The sequence below is a fragment of the Rhizobium sp. BK379 genome (genome assembly GCF_014193955.1).
In the GTDB taxonomy this organism is placed as follows: domain Bacteria; phylum Pseudomonadota; class Alphaproteobacteria; order Rhizobiales; family Rhizobiaceae; genus Rhizobium.
In genome coordinates this window covers 1408209-1423900 of record NZ_JACIAD010000001.1, presented here as the reverse complement: position 1 = coordinate 1423900, position 15692 = coordinate 1408209, and the positions used below count along the sequence as shown (strand labels likewise).

The 15692-nt window shown below is 60.8% G+C and carries 16 protein-coding genes and 1 tRNA gene; 10 read left to right on the top strand and 7 right to left on the bottom strand.

The features are described from left to right. The first annotated feature begins 3 nt into the window (after window positions 1–3). A complete protein-coding gene (gene ilvC, locus FHT93_RS07375; protein ID WP_018115625.1) occupies window positions 4–1023 on the top strand; it encodes a ketol-acid reductoisomerase in 1020 nt (339 codons plus the stop codon). Window positions 1024–1074: 51 nt separating this feature from the next. Here the strand turns inward: ilvC and FHT93_RS07370 are convergent, their stop codons facing one another. From FHT93_RS07370 to FHT93_RS07355, 4 genes are all read right to left on the bottom strand, one after another. Further along, on the bottom strand, window positions 1075–1650 hold the full coding sequence (locus tag FHT93_RS07370) for a class I SAM-dependent methyltransferase (RefSeq protein ID WP_113115134.1): 576 nt from the start codon (window positions 1648–1650) through the stop codon (window positions 1075–1077). Beyond that, window positions 1647–2024 carry a type II toxin-antitoxin system VapC family toxin gene (locus tag FHT93_RS07365; protein WP_183846908.1) on the bottom strand — a complete coding sequence of 126 codons (378 nt, stop codon included), beginning with the start codon at window positions 2022–2024 and terminating at the stop codon, window positions 1647–1649. Before FHT93_RS07365 ends, FHT93_RS07370 begins: the two co-directional genes overlap by 4 nt. After that, window positions 2024–2233, bottom strand: a complete 210-nt coding sequence (locus tag FHT93_RS07360; protein ID WP_112546792.1) for an AbrB/MazE/SpoVT family DNA-binding domain-containing protein — start codon at window positions 2231–2233, stop codon at window positions 2024–2026. The genes FHT93_RS07365 and FHT93_RS07360 overlap by 1 nt, the downstream gene beginning before the upstream one ends. Window positions 2234–2404: 171 nt before the next feature. Next, window positions 2405–3502 (bottom strand): branched-chain amino acid aminotransferase, encoded by a 1098-nt coding sequence (locus FHT93_RS07355; protein ID WP_029616541.1) that lies wholly within the window; start codon window positions 3500–3502, stop codon window positions 2405–2407. A gap of 303 nt (window positions 3503–3805) precedes the next feature. On the opposite strand from FHT93_RS07355, the gene FHT93_RS07350 reads away from it, so the two are divergent. Continuing rightward, window positions 3806–5023, top strand: coding sequence for a PLP-dependent aminotransferase family protein (locus tag FHT93_RS07350; RefSeq protein WP_183846906.1), 1218 nt, complete (start codon window positions 3806–3808; stop codon window positions 5021–5023). Between the two features lie 24 nt (window positions 5024–5047). Here FHT93_RS07350 and FHT93_RS07345 read toward each other — a convergent pair whose 3' ends face one another. From FHT93_RS07345 to FHT93_RS07335, 3 genes are all read right to left on the bottom strand, one after another. Continuing rightward, window positions 5048–6091: a DUF2278 family protein gene (locus FHT93_RS07345; RefSeq protein ID WP_183846904.1), complete on the bottom strand. Its 1044-nt coding sequence runs from the start codon at window positions 6089–6091 to the stop codon at window positions 5048–5050. A 94-nt stretch (window positions 6092–6185) separates the two neighbouring features. Next, complete coding sequence (locus FHT93_RS07340) at window positions 6186–7244, bottom strand: aldo/keto reductase (protein WP_113147419.1); 1059 nt, start codon at window positions 7242–7244, stop codon at window positions 6186–6188. Between the two features lie 195 nt (window positions 7245–7439). Continuing rightward, window positions 7440–7751: a hypothetical protein gene (locus FHT93_RS07335; protein ID WP_183846902.1), complete on the bottom strand. Its 312-nt coding sequence runs from the start codon at window positions 7749–7751 to the stop codon at window positions 7440–7442. 224 nt (window positions 7752–7975) lie between these two features. Here FHT93_RS07335 and FHT93_RS07330 point away from each other — a divergent pair, with 224 nt between their 5' ends. From FHT93_RS07330 to FHT93_RS07295, 8 genes are all read left to right on the top strand, one after another. Continuing rightward, window positions 7976–8953: an ABC transporter substrate-binding protein gene (locus FHT93_RS07330; protein ID WP_112969317.1), complete on the top strand. Its 978-nt coding sequence runs from the start codon at window positions 7976–7978 to the stop codon at window positions 8951–8953. A 7-nt stretch (window positions 8954–8960) separates the two neighbouring features. Further along, window positions 8961–10655 carry an iron ABC transporter permease gene (locus FHT93_RS07325; protein ID WP_183846900.1) on the top strand — a complete coding sequence of 565 codons (1695 nt, stop codon included), beginning with the start codon at window positions 8961–8963 and terminating at the stop codon, window positions 10653–10655. Then, window positions 10643–11662 carry an ABC transporter ATP-binding protein gene (locus FHT93_RS07320; protein ID WP_183846898.1) on the top strand — a complete coding sequence of 340 codons (1020 nt, stop codon included), beginning with the start codon at window positions 10643–10645 and terminating at the stop codon, window positions 11660–11662. The genes FHT93_RS07325 and FHT93_RS07320 overlap by 13 nt, the downstream gene beginning before the upstream one ends. A 124-nt stretch (window positions 11663–11786) precedes the next feature. Then, a complete protein-coding gene (locus FHT93_RS07315; protein WP_183846896.1) occupies window positions 11787–12896 on the top strand; it encodes an endonuclease/exonuclease/phosphatase family protein in 1110 nt (369 codons plus the stop codon). After that, window positions 12893–13627 carry an NUDIX hydrolase gene (locus tag FHT93_RS07310; protein WP_183846895.1) on the top strand — a complete coding sequence of 245 codons (735 nt, stop codon included), beginning with the start codon at window positions 12893–12895 and terminating at the stop codon, window positions 13625–13627. Before FHT93_RS07315 ends, FHT93_RS07310 begins: the two co-directional genes overlap by 4 nt. A 62-nt stretch (window positions 13628–13689) precedes the next feature. Beyond that, a complete protein-coding gene (locus tag FHT93_RS07305) occupies window positions 13690–14601 on the top strand; it encodes a PhzF family phenazine biosynthesis protein (RefSeq protein ID WP_018115611.1) in 912 nt (303 codons plus the stop codon). 127 nt (window positions 14602–14728) lie between these two features. After that, window positions 14729–14804: transfer RNA gene (locus tag FHT93_RS07300), tRNA-Lys, on the top strand. A 227-nt stretch (window positions 14805–15031) separates the two neighbouring features. Beyond that, window positions 15032–15685: a DUF1442 domain-containing protein gene (locus tag FHT93_RS07295; RefSeq protein WP_112546800.1), complete on the top strand. Its 654-nt coding sequence runs from the start codon at window positions 15032–15034 to the stop codon at window positions 15683–15685. Window positions 15686–15692 lie beyond the last annotated feature (7 nt).

The window sequence follows — 15692 nt, the reverse complement described above, 5'->3', positions numbered from 1 at the left end:
TCAATGCGCGTCTATTACGATCGTGATGCCGATCTCAACCTCATCAAGTCGAAGAAGGTCGCCGTCATCGGCTACGGTTCGCAGGGTCGCGCCCATGCGCTGAACCTGAAGGATTCCGGCGCCCAGAACGTCGCGATCGCGCTCAAGGCCGGTTCGCCGACCGTCAAGAAGGCTGAAGCCGACGGCTTCAAGGTCATGACGGTTGCCGAAGCTGCCGCCTGGGCCGACCTGATGATGATGGCGACCCCGGACGAGTTGCAGGCCGATATCTACAAGGCCGAGATTGCTCCGAACATCCGTGACGGCGCTGCCATCGCGTTTGCCCACGGCCTCAACGTTCATTTCGGCCTCATCGAGCCGAAGGCTTCGGTCGACGTCGTCATGATCGCCCCGAAGGGTCCGGGCCACACGGTTCGCGGCGAATACCAGAAGGGCGGCGGCGTTCCCTGCCTCGTTGCCGTTCACCAGAACGCTTCCGGCAATGCACTTGAACTCGCTCTCTCCTACGCCTGCGGCGTTGGCGGCGGCCGTTCGGGCATCATCGAAACCAACTTCCGCGAAGAATGCGAAACCGACCTCTTCGGCGAACAGGTCGTTCTCTGCGGCGGTCTCGTTGAACTCATCCGCGCTGGTTTCGAAACGCTGACCGAAGCCGGCTACGCTCCGGAAATGGCCTATTTCGAATGCCTGCACGAAGTGAAGCTGATCGTCGACCTGATCTATGAAGGCGGCATCGCCAACATGAACTACTCGATCTCCAACACGGCCGAGTGGGGTGAATATGTCTCCGGTCCGCGCATCATCACCGCCGAGACGAAGGCCGAGATGAAGCGCGTCCTGACCGACATCCAGACCGGCAAGTTCACGTCGGATTGGATGCAGGAATACCGCGCCGGCGGCGCACGCTTCAAGGGCATCCGTCGTCTGAACGACAGCCACCAGATCGAGGAAGTCGGCACCAAGCTGCGTGCCATGATGCCCTGGATCGGCAAGAACAAGCTGGTCGACAAGTCCGTCAACTAAGCGACTTCAGGACAGTAATCACGAGAGGCCGGGGCGAAAGCTCCGGCCTTTTCATTTGCGGGTGGCAAGATGCAGCCAGCGGGTCGGTTTACCGTCATAGCCGCCGCCATCTACCTCGTTGATCGAGATATCCCTCCAGCCGCCGGCATCGAACAATGTCTGCAGCCATTCCATCGAAGGATAGTTGTAATAGCGCCCGAAGCTGTCATGGCCTTCGGCGGTACCGGCCTTGAAGCTCGCATGAAAGACGCCGTCCTGCTTCAGGGCGCTACGGATGAGAGTGAGGATGCCGGGCAGATCTGCGCGAGGTACGTGCAGGAGGCTCGCTTCGGCCCAGACGCCATCGAATTCCTCATGTGCGGACAGTTCCTCGAAACGCATGATTTTGACGGGCCTGCCGATCAGCTTCTCGGCCTGGCGAGCAAGCTCAGCCGAACCATCCGTCGGCGTAACGTCGAAGCCTTTGGACAGCATATAGGCGCAATCCTGTCCGCCACCGCAGCCGAGTTCGAGGATGCGAGCCTTCTCGGGTAGTGCGGCGAGGAATGCATCGAGCCTTGCGGTAGGCGGCTTGCGATCGCGAGCGGCGTAAGTTTCGGCGTTGTCGTCGTAGAAGGAAGTGGTCATGGATTCTTCCCGATATAGACCACACGGTCCAGATCCTTGAAATGAGCGTCCAGTGTCAGGACATCGGCATCGTGCAATTCGGCCGTGGCGTAAATGATCGCATCGGCGAGCGCGAGCTTGCGCTTGGCCGACACTTCGGCGGCGCGGCGGCCGAGGGCCGTATCAAGGGGCGCGATGACGCAGGTGGCGGTATAGGCGAAAAAGGAATCGACGGCGTCCTCACCGCGTTCGCGCTCCAGCCATTTGGCGAGCTCGAGCTGGACGATCGTGGGGACAATGCATTCTGTCCGCGCGGGCATTTCACCCTGCAGGCGATCCGCTGCAGGGCCCTGGGTCAGCCACTCGATCCAGGCCGAGCTATCGACGACGCGCATCAGAAACGGTCTTTCCTGTCGCGATAGTTGGCGGGGTCGGCGCCTTTGGCGATGCCTTTGAGATCGGCGAGTTCAGGGACGGGGATGAGCAGAACGCCTTTGCCCTTCGGGATGAACACGAATTCCTGGCCCGCGGACCAGTGCTGCTGCTCGCGCACTTCCTTTGGAATGGAGATCTGGAACTTTGCAGAGAGAGTTGCTGTTGCCATTCTTACCTTTCCTCTATCGATCGCTATAGGGTAAGAACATGGTTCGCTGCCGTCAATGGTGGGTGGTTTTCCGCAATAAAAAACCGGGCGATAAGCCCGGTTTCGAAGTTCTGTTTTACCTGAGAATCGCTATCGGGAACGCGGCAGCATTTCCGATATCCAGGATTGAGATCAGAGAACGCGGCGGGTCCAGCCGCGCTCGTCGTTGGTGACGCCCTTCTGCAGGCCGACGAGCTGCTGGCGCAGTTCTGATGTCAGCTTGCCGGTCTGGCCGTCGCCGACCTTGAATTCGCCGTCGGCATGGCGAACCAGGCCGATGCCCGCGAGCACGGCTGCCGTGCCGCAAGCGAAGGCTTCGACGAGCTTGCCGCTCGCCGCATCGGCCTTCCATTCCTCGAAGGAATAGGGGCGTTCCTCGACGCGCAGGCCCTTTTCCTTGGCGAGCACGATGACCGAGGCACGGGTGATGCCGGGAAGGATGGTGCCGCCGAGGGGCGGGGTGACGATCGAGCCGTCATTCATCGCGAAGAAGACGTTCATGCCGCCGAGCTCTTCGACCCAGCGATGTTCTGCCGCGTCGAGGAAGACGACCTGGTCGCAATCCTTCTTGGCCGCTTCAGCCTGGGCGACGAGGCTGGCTGCATAGTTGCCGCCGCATTTTGCAGCACCGGTGCCGCCGGCGGCTGCGCGGGTATAGGCGGTTTCGACCCAGAGGGAAACGGCTTTGGCACCGCCCTTGAAATAGGCGCCGACCGGGGAGGCGATGATGCAGAAGATATATTCCTGGGCCGGGCGAACGCCGAGGAAAGCCTCATTGGCGAACATGAAGGGGCGCAGGTAGAGGCTGGCATCGCCCGAGGGTATCCAGTTCTTGTCGACACGGACGAGTTCTTCGACCGCCTTCAGGAAAAGTTCTTCCGGCACGGCGGGCATCGCCATGCGGGCGGCCGACTGCGCGAAACGGCGGGCGTTCTCTTCGGGCCGGAAGAGCAGGATGCGGCCATCGTCCGCCTTGTAGGCCTTCATGCCTTCGAAGATTTCCTGGGCGTAGTGCAGGACGGCGCTTGCAGGGTCGAGCTCCAGCGGGCGGCGCGCCGTCACCTTCGCATCGTGCCAGCCCTTGTCGGCGGTCCAGCGTGCCAGGACCATATGATCCGTGAAGATCTTGCCGAAGCCGGGTGTTTCCAGTGCCTTGATGCGGTCGGCGTCGGAGACGGGAGACTTGTGGAATTCGATTGTGATTTCATGAGAGGTCGACGTCGCGGTCATGCTGGCACCTTGATAGTCCATTGAATAATGGCCGGCACACTACTGCCGCCGGGCCGGTTTTGGAAAGGTCTGAATGAGCCGATTTTGCTCGTGATCGGACGAATAATTCAGCGATGTGGCGAATGTTGAGCCAATGACGCAGACCATCGGTTTGGCTGCGTGAAATCCTGGAGATTGGCGCCAAGGCGTCGGACTGCCGGATCACCGACTTGTCACAGTGACAAGAAAATAGGTCAGTATTGTTGACATAAATTGCGCGGCATGGTGATCTGCAAACAACATAAAAAAAGATGAGGAAACCCCATGCTGAACTGGGATTCAATGTTTGCGACGCGCTCGTCACGGATGCGCGCTTCGGAAATCCGCGAGCTTCTGAAACTTCTCGACCGGCCGGATATCATCTCTTTTGCCGGCGGCATTCCGGACCCGGCACTGTTTCCAGATCAGGAATTCAAGAAGGCCTATGCGGATATTTTCGACAGTGCGGCGGTGAACTCGGCGCTGCAATATTCGGTATCGGAAGGCTACAAGCCGCTGCGCGAATGGCTTGTCACGCAGATGGCCGACTTAGGCATTCCCTGCGAACTCGAGAATGTCTTCATCGTCTCAGGCTCGCAGCAGGGCCTCGATTATCTCGGCAAGCTGTTTCTGTCGCCCAACGATACGGCGCTCGTCACCTGGCCGACCTATCTCGGCGCGCTGCAGGCCTTCAATGCCTATGAGCCCGCCTACGACCAGCTGACACCAGGCGGCAACCGCACGCCGGGTTCCTATCGCGATGCGGCTGCCCAGAAGGGCGGCAAGGTGAAGTTCGCCTATCTCTCGGCCGAATTCTCCAACCCGACCGGCGAAACTGTCGATCGCGAGGGTCGCGAGAAAGTTCTCGATCTTGCCGAAGAGCTCGACATCGCCGTCATCGAAGATGCCGCCTATCAATCGCTGCGGTATGACGGCGATCCGATCCCACCGATCCTGGCGCTGGAAATTGCGCGGAAGGGGCATATCAACGATACGCGCACGATCTATTGCGGCAGCTTCTCCAAGACACTGGCGCCCGGCCTTCGCGTCGGTTTCATCGTTGCCAATGCGCCTGTCATCCGCAAGCTGGTGCTGATGAAGCAGGCGGCGGATCTGCATTCGTCGACCATCAACCAGATGGCAATTTCGGAAGTTGCCGAGCGTGGTTTCGACGCGCAGGTCGCCAAGATCAGGGCCGCCTACAGCCAGCGGCGGAATTGCATGCTGTCGGCGCTTGAAAAATACATGCCATCAGGCACAAGCTGGACGAAGCCGGAAGGCGGCATGTTCATCTGGGTCACCCTGCCGGAGGGCATGGACGGCGCGAAGCTTCTCGCCAAATCGCTCGAAAGCACCAAGGTCGCCTTCGTTCCGGGCCGGGCTTTCTTTGCCGACGGTTCGGGCGCCAACACGTTTCGTGTCAGCTTCTCCTGCGCCAACGAGAGGATGATCGAGGAGGGCATTAGCCGTCTCGGCCAGCTGATCGCCAGCGAGATCGGCTGATATGTCGAGATGCATGGGCGGCGATCAGAAGATCGTCGTCCAGCCTTCGTTGGCGGTTTCGCTCTTGCCGTAGCCGACACGGTCGGCGACCGCGCCGTCGGCATTGACGAGCATGATGTCGCCGCCCTTGTTGGCAAGCTGCGGGCCGCCATTTTCCGGGTCAAGCGTGATTGTGCGGAATTCGCCCGATGCGAGAGAGCCCGAGAGCTTCTGGCGGCGGCCTTCGCCGTCTTCCAGCGACCAGCCCGCGATCGACATGGCGACGTCCGACCGGTTGATGATCGTCACCGTCTCGTCCTCGGTGCCGTCAGGGTGGTTCACCGGGTTGATCATGGCGGCGATGATGCGCAGCGACGAGGCGACGATCGGTTGCGGCCGGCGGGTGCCTTCGCCGCGGCCCTGACCGCCCCTGTTGTCGCCGACAGGATGGCCAGTATTGGCGTCCGTATTCCAGTTCTGCGACTGGAAGCCGAGGAAGATCGCCGCCCAGTGATCCTCATCGGAAAAATGGATCAGCAGCGCGCCGTCCTGATTGGGGGCGTTGGTGGCGCGGAAGCTGCCGCTGTCACCCTGGTTCATGTGGATGTCGTGGATGCCATTGCCGGGCTCGAATCCGAAATATTCGTCCGGCTTGTTGTTCTCAGGTCCCCAGGCTTCACCGAAGGCGTAGAAGTGGATGGACTTGTCGGCGATGCCTTCCTGTACGATGGGTTCGATAAAATCGCGCAGGTCGTTCTTCGGACCGTCGAGCTGGAAGGGCGCAACATCCATGTCCTCGCGCTCGATAATGCCGCCGCGCACATAGTCGATCGCCAGATCCTGCCGGTCGCCCCTGATATCCGTGAGGCCCATCGGCAAGGCGGCGAGCTCAGCCGTCAGCTCCGCGTGCTGGAAGTCCATGACATTCGCATAGAGCAGATCGTGCGGCGATTCCTTCGAGCGCACGTTCATGGCGATGCGATAGCTGACGTCACCGGCCTCGAGGCGAATTTCGATATGGGGATCGTTGTCGTCGTCAAGGGCGAGCGCCGAAGCCGTACCCTTCAGCACCTTGTAATTCCGGAGCATGATGAACCTCGTGGTGGGGGCGAGGTTCACGATAGCATGGCGGAATTGCATCTTTTGTGACGCCGGTTACCCGCCATGCAACGTTTTGGAGAGTTTACTTCTTCACATGCGGGGCGAAGAGTTCCATGTCGGCTTCGCTCAGCCGCTCGTTGGCCGTGTTGAGCTGGTGCCAATAGGGATAGATGACCGGCGGCACGCTGACATCGTCGAGACGCTTGCGCTCGTCGGCAGACAGTTTCAGCTCGGCGGCGGCGAGATTGTCCTTGAACTGGGCTTCGGTGCGGCCGCCGATAATGACCGAGGTGACCGCCTTGCGGCCGATCAGCCAGGCGAGCGCCACCTGGGCTGCGGAAACGCCGCGTTCCTGGCCGATCGCGACAAGCGTCTCGACGATGTTCCAGAGGCGGTTTTCGTCGCGGATCGGCGGTTCGGTCCAGCCGGCGAACTGGCGGGTGCCTTCGGGAGCGGCGGCATTGCGGCGGTGCTTGCCGGAGAGAAGGCCGCCGGCGAGCGGGCTCCAGACCAGCACGCCGAGGCCCTGGTCGATCGAGATCGGCAGCAGTTCGTATTCGGCGTCGCGGGCTTCCAGCGTGTAGTGGATCTGCTGGCTGACGAAGCGCTGGTACTTGTTTTCATTGGCGACGCCGAGCGCCTTCATGATGTGCCAGCCGGAATAGTTCGAGCAGCCGACATAGCGCACCTTGCCCTGCTTGATGAGCGTATCGAGCGCTTCCATGGTTTCTTCGAGCGGCGTCTGACCGTCCCATTCATGGACCTGATAGAGGTCGATGACATCGGTCTTCATTCGCTGCAGGCTTGCCTCGCATTCGCGGATCAGGTGATAGCGCGACAGGCCGCGATCGTTCGGACCGTCGCCCATGCCGAAGCGGGCCTTGGTGGCGAGCAATACGCCATCGGGACGCTTACCGCCGAACACTTCGCCGATGATGCGCTCGGATTCGCCGTTGGAATAGACATTGGCCGTGTCGATCAGGTTGACGCCGGCATCGAGGCAGATATCGACCATGCGGCGGGCTTCCTGCACGCCGAGATCACCAACGGTCTTGGCCCAGCCGACGCCGCCGAAGGTCATCGTGCCCATGGTCACGGTGGAAACTTTAAGGCCGGAACGGCCGAGCAAACGATATTCCATTGAAATTCCTCCTCTTGAAAATGGCCTGATTGACGTACCGCAACGGACTGCCGAGGCAAGCGCGATGCTGTTCACGCCTGCGTGAATTTACGCCTTTGCCGACGCCTGTGCGAGCGTATTAGACAACGGATTTCTATGCGAGCGCGAGGCATGTTGCCCGCAACCAGCGCTATTTCCTTGTCCTCACAGCGATGATCATATCCGCTGCAACGAGCGGTTGCTGTGCTCAATCCGGCGCGACAATTCGCGGATGAAACCCGGTCTTTCATTTTTGCTGACGGCGTCGAGCAGGGCCTGACGTGCGGAACTGCAGGAGTTGGCAGCGATCAAGCCCAATTCCAATGGCGAGCCGTTCTGCGGAGCATAGGCAACTGCGCGCGACCACATGCAGTCCCTGTAGGCTAAAGCCTCAGGATAATCCTTCAAATCTTTGGACGTTTTACCGTCTGCCGTCTGACATGCGGCGAGAATTGCACAGGCAAGCAGGGTTACAATTCGGATCTTCATGCAAACTCCAGGCTGTTGAAAATGGCTTGGTTTTATAGAGATCTATATCGTGCAATCTTAAGTTTAGATTATCTTGCGGCGCTATCGACAAAGACAGCAGGTCTCTCATCGAAAATTGTGTGAGGATATCGGCTTCGCCGGCTGGAGCCGAGCTGCAGTCTCCTGTCACACCGCTGTAAAACACCCCCAATAAGGAGGGGCATCATCATTCGAGGATTCCTTCCATGAAAACTCTAGTTTCCGCCGCAGCACTTCTTGCCGCGAGCCTTCTCGCTATCCCGGCTTCCGCTGCCAACCTCGTTCTCTACACCAGCCAGCCGAACGAAGACGCGCAGGCGACCGTCGATGGCTTCATGGCCGCCAATCCCGATATCAAGGTCGATTGGGTGCGCGATGGCACGCCGAAGATCATGGCGAAGCTGCAGGCTGAAATTCAGGCCGGCAACCCGGTTGCAGACGTCCTGCTGATCGCCGATGTCGTGACGCTGGAGCGCCTGAAGGAAGACGGCAAGCTGCTTGCCTACAAGTCGCCGGAAGCCGCTAACTACGATGCCGCGCTCTATGATGCCGACGGCTATTACTATTCCACCAAGCTGATCACGACAGGCATCATGTACAACACGTCGGCCGCCATGAAGCCGACGAGCTGGAAAGACCTTGCCAAGCCGGAAGCCAAGGGCCTCGTGACCATGCCGAGCCCGCTCGCCTCGGGTGCCGCTCTCATCCACGCCCAGACGCTCGCCGCCGTTCCAGGCCTCGGCTGGGATTTCTACAAGTCGCTCGCCGACAATGCTGCTGTCGCGTCCGGCGGCAATGGCGTGGTGCTGAAGTCCGTTGCTTCGGGCGAAAAGGCTTACGGCATGGTCGTCGATTACCTGCCGATCCGCGAAAAGGCCAAGGGTGCTCCGGTCGAGTTCGTCTTCCCGAGCGAAGGCGTTTCGGCCGTGACCGAGCCGGTCGGCATTCTCGCCAGCGCCAAGAATGCCGATGCCGCCAAGAAGTTCGTCGATTACGTTCTCTCGGAAAAGGGCCAGGAAGGTTTCCTCAAGCTCGGCTATATCCCGGCTCGCAACGGCATGAAGCTGCCTGACGGCTTCCCGGCACGTGATACGATCAAGGTTCTGCCCATCAATGCCGCCGAGGCTCTCAAGAATACCGACAAGGATCTGAAGACCTTTACGGATCTGTTTGGTTCGAAATAATAGACCCATGCAGGGCTATATACGTGCAGGAAGCAGCCAGCCCGTCTGGCTGTTTCCTTTTATTGTTTCGGTGGTTCTCTTCCTCAGCGTGCTGCCCCTGGCGCGGCTCGCGATCGTCGGCATTTCCGCCTTTGCCAATGGCGGCGTCATGGTGGTCCTTTCGGACCCGATGGTCTGGTCGGCCGTCTATTACACCATCGTCACGGCGGTCCTCGGCACGGTCATCTCGCTCGTTATCGGCTGCGCCTTCGCCTATCTCTTGACGCTCACCGATATCCCGGCCAAGGGGCCGCTCAGCTTCTTCTTCGTGCTGCCGATGATGATCCCGCCGCAGGTGACGGCGCTCGCCTGGGTGCAGATGTCGGGGCCGTCGAGCCCGCTTCTGAAGGCACTGCATATCGCGCCGCCGCTGGGGTCGCCGCAGCCGCTCTATTCTATCGGCGGCATTGCGCTGCTCTACGGCGTGCAGCACGCGCCGCTCGTCTATCTGGCGCTGAGGGCAGGGCTGATGACCCTGCCGCGCGACGGGGTGGAGGCGGCGCGGCTGTCAGGTGCGTCGAGCCTCAGGGTCTTCCGCGATATCATCCTGCCGCTGTCGCTGCCGGGCGTGATTGCCGGGGCTGCGATCTCCTTCGTCTCCTGCACCGGCAATTTCGGCATCCCGGCCATTCTCGGTATTCCAGCCTCGATCTTCACGCTGCCGACGCTGATCTTCTCGAAATTCACCGCCTTTACCGGCCGCACCTTCGGCGATGTGGCGCTGCTGTCGGCCATTATCGCGCTGATCTCGGTTGCGGGCCTGGCGATCCAGGACCGGGCGCTGCGCGGGCGCGATTATCGTGTCATCGGGCTTTCGGGTGCTACGGCCGCCTTCGAGCTTGGCGGGTGGAAGCTCCTCTTCACGCCGCTGCTCTGGATCGTGCTGTTCTTCATGCTGGCCGCTCCCTTCTTCGCGCTGGTCGCGGGGGCTCTGGTGCCTGCCTATGGCGTGCCGCTCACCTTCAAGACGATGACCTTCCATGCTTTCGAAGAGATTCTCTTCCGGCAGGCGGTAACGCGTACCGCCTTCGTCAACTCGCTCTCGCTCGCAAGCGGGGCGGCGGTCGGGCTGCTCTTCGTCACGGTGCTGGCGGCCTATGTACTGACGCGGCGCAGGGACGGGCTGTCGCGCATCGTCTCCAGCCTCGTGGAAATACCCTATTCGCTGCCGGGCATCGTCATGGCCGTGTGTTTCATCCTCGTCTTTGCCGCGCCTGTTCCGGTGCTGAACGTGACACTTTACGGCACGGTCTGGATCATTCTCATCGCCTATTTCTCTTCCTTCTTTGCGGTCAGCCTGAAGCCTGTCGTCAGTGCCTTTCATCAGCTCGATCCGGCGCTCGAAGAGGCGGCACGGCTTTCCGGTGCCGGCTTCTTCCGACGGCTGAAGGATATTATCGTGCCGCTGATCGCGCCGGCGGCCGGCGCATCCGTCATCCTCGTTTTCCTGATTGCCTGCAACGAGCTGACGATCTCGGCGCTGCTCTGGTCGGCGGGCACGCAGACACTCGGCGTCGCCATCTACAATCTCGATGACAGCGGCAGTGCCGATCTTGCATCGGCTCTCTCCGTGCTCGTCGTCTTCATGGTCGTCGCCATGATGCTGCTTCTGGAGCTTCTGGCGAAACATCTGCCCAAGGGAGTGGTGCCGTGGCGAAGCTGATCCTCAATCAGGTGGCCAAGGATTTCGGCACGGGCAGAGCGGCTGTCAGCGGCTTTTCGCTCGATGTGCGCGAGGGCGGCTTTCTCGCGCTGCTCGGCCCCTCCGGCTGCGGCAAGACCACGGTGCTGCGCATGATCGCAGGTTTCGAGACGCCGAGCGACGGATCGATCTATCTCGGCGAACGGCTGCTGGCCGATGCCTCGCAATCGCTGCCGCCGGAAAAGCGCAACATGGCGATGGTGTTCCAGTCCTACGCGCTCTGGCCGCATATGAGTGTGGCCGACAATGTCGGCTATCCGCTGAAGGTGCGCGGCATCTCCGGCGAGGCCTACAAGGCCAGGGTGCGGGAAGCGCTGTCGACCGTGCGTCTTGTCGATTATGCCGAGCGGCGTCCGGCCGATCTGTCAGGTGGCCAGCGGCAACGCGTGGCGCTTGCCCGCTGCCTGGTGACATCTCCCGACGTCGTGCTGCTTGACGAGCCGCTCGCCAATCTCGACCGGCATCTGAAGCAGGAGATGGAAGAGACGTTCCGTGAGTTCCACCAGCGCTCGGGCGCCACGATGATCTATGTGACGCATGACCAGAGCGAGGCGATGGCACTGGCCACCGATGTTGCCGTCATGTCGGAAGGCAAGCTTTTGCAGGTGGCACCGCCGGCCGAGATCTATGCGCGGCCGGAAGGACGCATGGTCGGCGGGCTGATCGGCCGGGGCGCGATCATCACGCTGCCGGTCATGGGCGGCGAACGTCAGCTCGAGTGGGACGAGCTCGAGGGGGCGCTGCATGCGGCCAATATCGATGGCGCGGATATTCTGGTGCGGCCGGAAGATGTCGTTATCGGCGGCGAGGGGGCTCCGGCAACCGTCGAATCCGTGCTTTTCGAAGGCGAGCGTTATGCCGTGAAGCTCACGCTCGGCAACGGCCAGGCGCTGCGCGCCTACAGCCGCGTGGCGGTCGTGCCTGACGAAGTTGTGCACGTCGTCATCCGCGCCGGCTGGCGGCTCTGAAGACGAATGGGTTTGCGAAGCGCGCTTTCGGGTCTAGGTGTCTTCATGCAATTCCGGGAAAACCGCTGCACATTTTTGCTGGGATTGCTTTAGTTGTATCCGTGATTCCAACCGAGAATGCCCGATGTCGCTTCGCCTTGCCACTTTCAATGTCGAAAACCTGATGACGCGCTTCGATTTCACAGGTTATCGCAACCAGCTCCGGCAGGACCGCGTCATCAAACTTTTCGAGGTCAATAACGAAGGCGTCTACCAGCAGCTGGAGCAGGCGCGGGTGATCGCATCCACCGACGACACCAGGCAGATGACGGCGCTCGCCATTGCCGATGCGGATGCCGATATTCTCTGCCTGCAGGAAATCGACAACATGGCAGCACTTCAGGCCTTCGAATATGGCTATCTCTACCGCATGGTCGGCAATGGCTACCGGCAGAAATACCTGGTCGAGGGCAATGACAGCCGCGGCATCGACGTGGCCGTGCTGATGCGCGAGGAAACGCGCGACGGGCAGAAGATCGAGCTCAGGGACATCAAGAGCCACGCGATGGCTACCTATCGTGATTTCGATCTCTTCGACGAGGAGATCGGCAAGACCAATCGGCTCGACGACAAGATCTTCAAGCGCGACTGCCTGGAACTGGATTTGAGGATCGGCGGTGTGCCGATGACGCTCTATGTCGTGCATTTCAAGTCAATGGGCAATCCGCGCGACGGGCTGGACGGGCGGCAATCGACCCTGCCGATCCGCCGGGCGGAGGCGCGCGCCGTTCGCCGTATCATCGAGGACAGATTCGGCGCAGGCCATACGGCGAAAAAGAACTTCGCCATCTGCGGCGACATGAACGATTATCAGGAGCGGGTCGATGTCATCGGCCGGCGCGGGACAGGATACCGGTTCGAGCATCGGGACGAGGCCGAGAGCGCGCTCGATGTCTTCAGCCAGGATGGATTTGCCGAAAATGTCGTGCGCCGCCGCGAGCCGCTCGACCGCTGGACGCTCTATCATGCGCGCGGGCCGGAGGAGCAGTGGCTCTGCCAGCTCGATTATCTCTGGCTGTCGCCGGCACTTGCTGCCGCCAATGCGAAGCGCATCCCCGAAATCATTCGCCACGGACAGCCCTACCGCACCATCTTCCCGCCGGGGCAGGAGGTGGAGCGCTACCCGCGCGCCGGGTGGGACAGGCCGAAGGCGTCCGACCATTGCCCCGTCGTCATGACACTGGACCTCATATGACACCAAATTTTTCAGAAGACCTTTCAGCCTTTCCGCCGGAACAGACCATTTTTCCGATCGCCGGCACCAACCTGCGTGTGCTCGACGGCGATCATCCGCTGCTCATTGCCAACAGGTCAGCGATCCGCGAGAACTGGGAGCGGGAAATTGCCGCCAATCCGGCGCTCTTCGATGGCCGCATGGTGCTGCAGCACCGGCTGAAGCTCTCCGAAGAAGGAATTTCGAGCGAGGCTCATACCGTTCCTTTCTCGACCTTCATGTGGTGGCGCAGGCAGCCGGATCGGAAGGGGGCCATCCATCTCTTCGCCTATCCCGTGCTGGAATCATCCGACGGCGCGCTGGTCGCGATTCGCATGGGGGCGCATACGGCCAATCCCGGCCAGGTCTATTTTGCAGCCGGTTCGCTGGAGCCCGAAGATATCGTCGACGGACGCTGTGATATCGACAGCAACATGGCCCGCGAGGTGATGGAGGAGACGGGTCTCGATCTCTCGGATGCCGTTGCGGACGAGGGGCTTTATGCCGGCCACGTGAGACGCTCGGTCTCGATTTTCAAGCTGTTTCGCTTCGACATGACGGCCGACGAGATGGTCGATTTCATTGGCAGGCATATGCTCGTCGCCGACGACAAGGAAATATCCGGCGCTGTCGCAATTCGTTCCGCCGATCCGGCAGCGCAGCCTTACAACGTCGCCATGCTTCCAATCATCGACTGGTATTTCAACAGGTAATCTTGCACTCAGGCGTGCGGTCGGGCAGGTTGGCGCTTCGATGACCATCCAGGGAGGCCGATGTGGCGTTAAGCTACAGCGTCTATGACGTGTTCACCGACACCAAGCTTGCCGGCAATCCGCTGGCCGTGATCTTTGATGGAGGGGGACTCGGGGACGAGGCGATGCAGGCTATCGCCCGCGAAACCAATCTCTCCGAGACGGTGTTCGTGCAGCCTGCGGACAATCCCGCCTATACGGCGCGCATCCGCATCTTCACGCCCGGCCGCGAACTGCCCTTTGCCGGCCATCCCACCGTTGGCACGGCGATCGCGCTGGCGGAGCGGGCACACGAGGCCGCTACCCTCGACCTCGTTTCGGTGCTCGAAGAAAATGTCGGCCCGGTGCGCTGTGCCGTCAGGCTCAGGGACGGCGAGGCGAGCTTTGCCGAATTCGACCTGCCGCGTAAATCCCAGCAGATACCACTGCCGCTCGACAGGCTCGGCATTGCCGATGCGCTGTCCTTGAAGACCACCGAGATCGGCTTCGAGAATCACGTGCCGTCGATCTGGAGCGCCGGCGTTCCCTTCCTGATGGTGCCGGTTCACGACGTCGGCGCGGCAGAGCGGCTGGAGTTCGATCCGCAGCTTTGGGAAAAGACCGTGCCCTTCGTCGACGGCGCTCTCGCCTCGGCCTATATTTATTGCCGCGGCGGCGTGAACCATGTCGCCAAGTTCCATGCCCGCATGTTTGCAAGCGGCATGGGCATTTCAGAGGACCCGGCCACCGGCTCGGCAGCCGCCGCTCTCTCCGGCGCGATCAACCATTTCGACCGGCTGACGGACGGGCATCATCCGATCCTCATCGAGCAGGGCGTGGAGATGGGCCGCCCCTCCTTCATCCACCTGCATATGGATATCGAAGGCGGGACGATTTCGAACGCCCGGATCGGCGGTCAGGCGGTGCGGATTGCAACCGGCACTCTCGACCTTTGATTTCATTGGATTTCCGGCCCCTGACAAAAAAACTTTGCAATTAACCAAAGAATTTTCGACAGGGCGCTAGACAAGCCGGACGATCCTATTTATATGCCCCGTCACACCGCGCAGCCAAGCACGGTACGGGTGATTAGCTCAGTTGGTAGAGCAGCTGACTCTTAATCAGCGGGTCGTAGGTTCGAGCCCTACATCACCCACCAAATTCTCCTTCAAAGAGAACAGGATTCAGAAATAAAGCCTTTGATATCAAAGGCTTGTTGGCTTTTTCTGTTTTTCTGAATCCACCGCCTCTGTTTGCGGAAATCAGCGGTTTTCGCTTTCCAAACATTCTGCCCTTGCCCGAAGACGCCCCCGGTATTTAACTCGCTGGAGCGAGGTCGCCGCTGCGGTATCCTGCCTCGCAGGCCTATCTCTGGGAGGAATGCCAATGAGCGATGACAAGCAGAGCAATGTCGGCGAACATCGGCCGGATCAGAAGGTGCTCGAAGTGCTCGGTGCCTATCACCAGCGGATCGACGAGGAGCGCGGCACGCTGCGCCAGGAGGCGCCGGGCGGACGCGACGGCGGGCAGGATCAGCGGATGCGGGCGGTGGGGCCGGAGACGGGGCGGTTTCTCAATATTCTCGTCAGAAGCCTGACGGCGCCGACCATTCTCGAACTCGGCACCTCCTTCGGCTATTCCGGCATCTGGCTTGCCGAGGCCGCACGGGCGACCGGCGGTCGGCTGATCACCATGGAAGTGCATGGCTACAAATCCGCCTACGCGCAGACGATGGCCGAGAAGGCCGGGCTCGCCGAACATATCGATTTCCGGGTGGGCGATGCGGTCGCGATGATCCGCGAATTGCGGGGCAAGGTGGATTTCGTGCTCGTCGATCTCTGGAAGGATCTCTACCTGCCGTGCCTCGAAGCCTTCTATCCGAAGCTCAATGCGGGCGCGACCATCGTTGCCGACAACATGATTTATCCGGTGACTGAAGATGTGAAGATCTATGCCCGGGCCATCAGGACCAAGCCGGGGATAACAAGCGTGCTGCTGCCGGTCGGATCGGGGCTGGAGGTCAGCCGCTATGAGCCCTGAGTCTCAG

Excerpts from the sequence above, each read along its gene's own strand:
- FHT93_RS07355 (WP_029616541.1), bottom strand. The coding sequence starts at position 3,502 with ATGACCGCGACGTCGACCTCTCATGAAATCACAATCGAATTCCACAAG.
- FHT93_RS07325 (WP_183846900.1), top strand. The coding sequence starts at position 8,961 with ATGCAGGGCTATATACGTGCAGGAAGCAGCCAGCCCGTCTGGCTGTTT.
- FHT93_RS07370 (WP_113115134.1), bottom strand. The coding sequence starts at position 1,650 with ATGACCACTTCCTTCTACGACGACAACGCCGAAACTTACGCCGCTCGC.
- ilvC (WP_018115625.1), top strand. The coding sequence starts at position 4 with ATGCGCGTCTATTACGATCGTGATGCCGATCTCAACCTCATCAAGTCG.
- FHT93_RS07295 (WP_112546800.1), top strand. The coding sequence starts at position 15,032 with ATGAGCGATGACAAGCAGAGCAATGTCGGCGAACATCGGCCGGATCAG.
- FHT93_RS07360 (WP_112546792.1), bottom strand. The coding sequence starts at position 2,233 with ATGGCAACAGCAACTCTCTCTGCAAAGTTCCAGATCTCCATTCCAAAG.
- FHT93_RS07315 (WP_183846896.1), top strand. The coding sequence starts at position 11,787 with ATGTCGCTTCGCCTTGCCACTTTCAATGTCGAAAACCTGATGACGCGC.
- FHT93_RS07345 (WP_183846904.1), bottom strand. The coding sequence starts at position 6,091 with ATGCTCCGGAATTACAAGGTGCTGAAGGGTACGGCTTCGGCGCTCGCC.
- FHT93_RS07350 (WP_183846906.1), top strand. The coding sequence starts at position 3,806 with ATGCTGAACTGGGATTCAATGTTTGCGACGCGCTCGTCACGGATGCGC.
- FHT93_RS07330 (WP_112969317.1), top strand. The coding sequence starts at position 7,976 with ATGAAAACTCTAGTTTCCGCCGCAGCACTTCTTGCCGCGAGCCTTCTC.
- FHT93_RS07335 (WP_183846902.1), bottom strand. The coding sequence starts at position 7,751 with ATGAAGATCCGAATTGTAACCCTGCTTGCCTGTGCAATTCTCGCCGCA.
- FHT93_RS07310 (WP_183846895.1), top strand. The coding sequence starts at position 12,893 with ATGACACCAAATTTTTCAGAAGACCTTTCAGCCTTTCCGCCGGAACAG.
- FHT93_RS07365 (WP_183846908.1), bottom strand. The coding sequence starts at position 2,024 with ATGCGCGTCGTCGATAGCTCGGCCTGGATCGAGTGGCTGACCCAGGGC.
- FHT93_RS07340 (WP_113147419.1), bottom strand. The coding sequence starts at position 7,244 with ATGGAATATCGTTTGCTCGGCCGTTCCGGCCTTAAAGTTTCCACCGTG.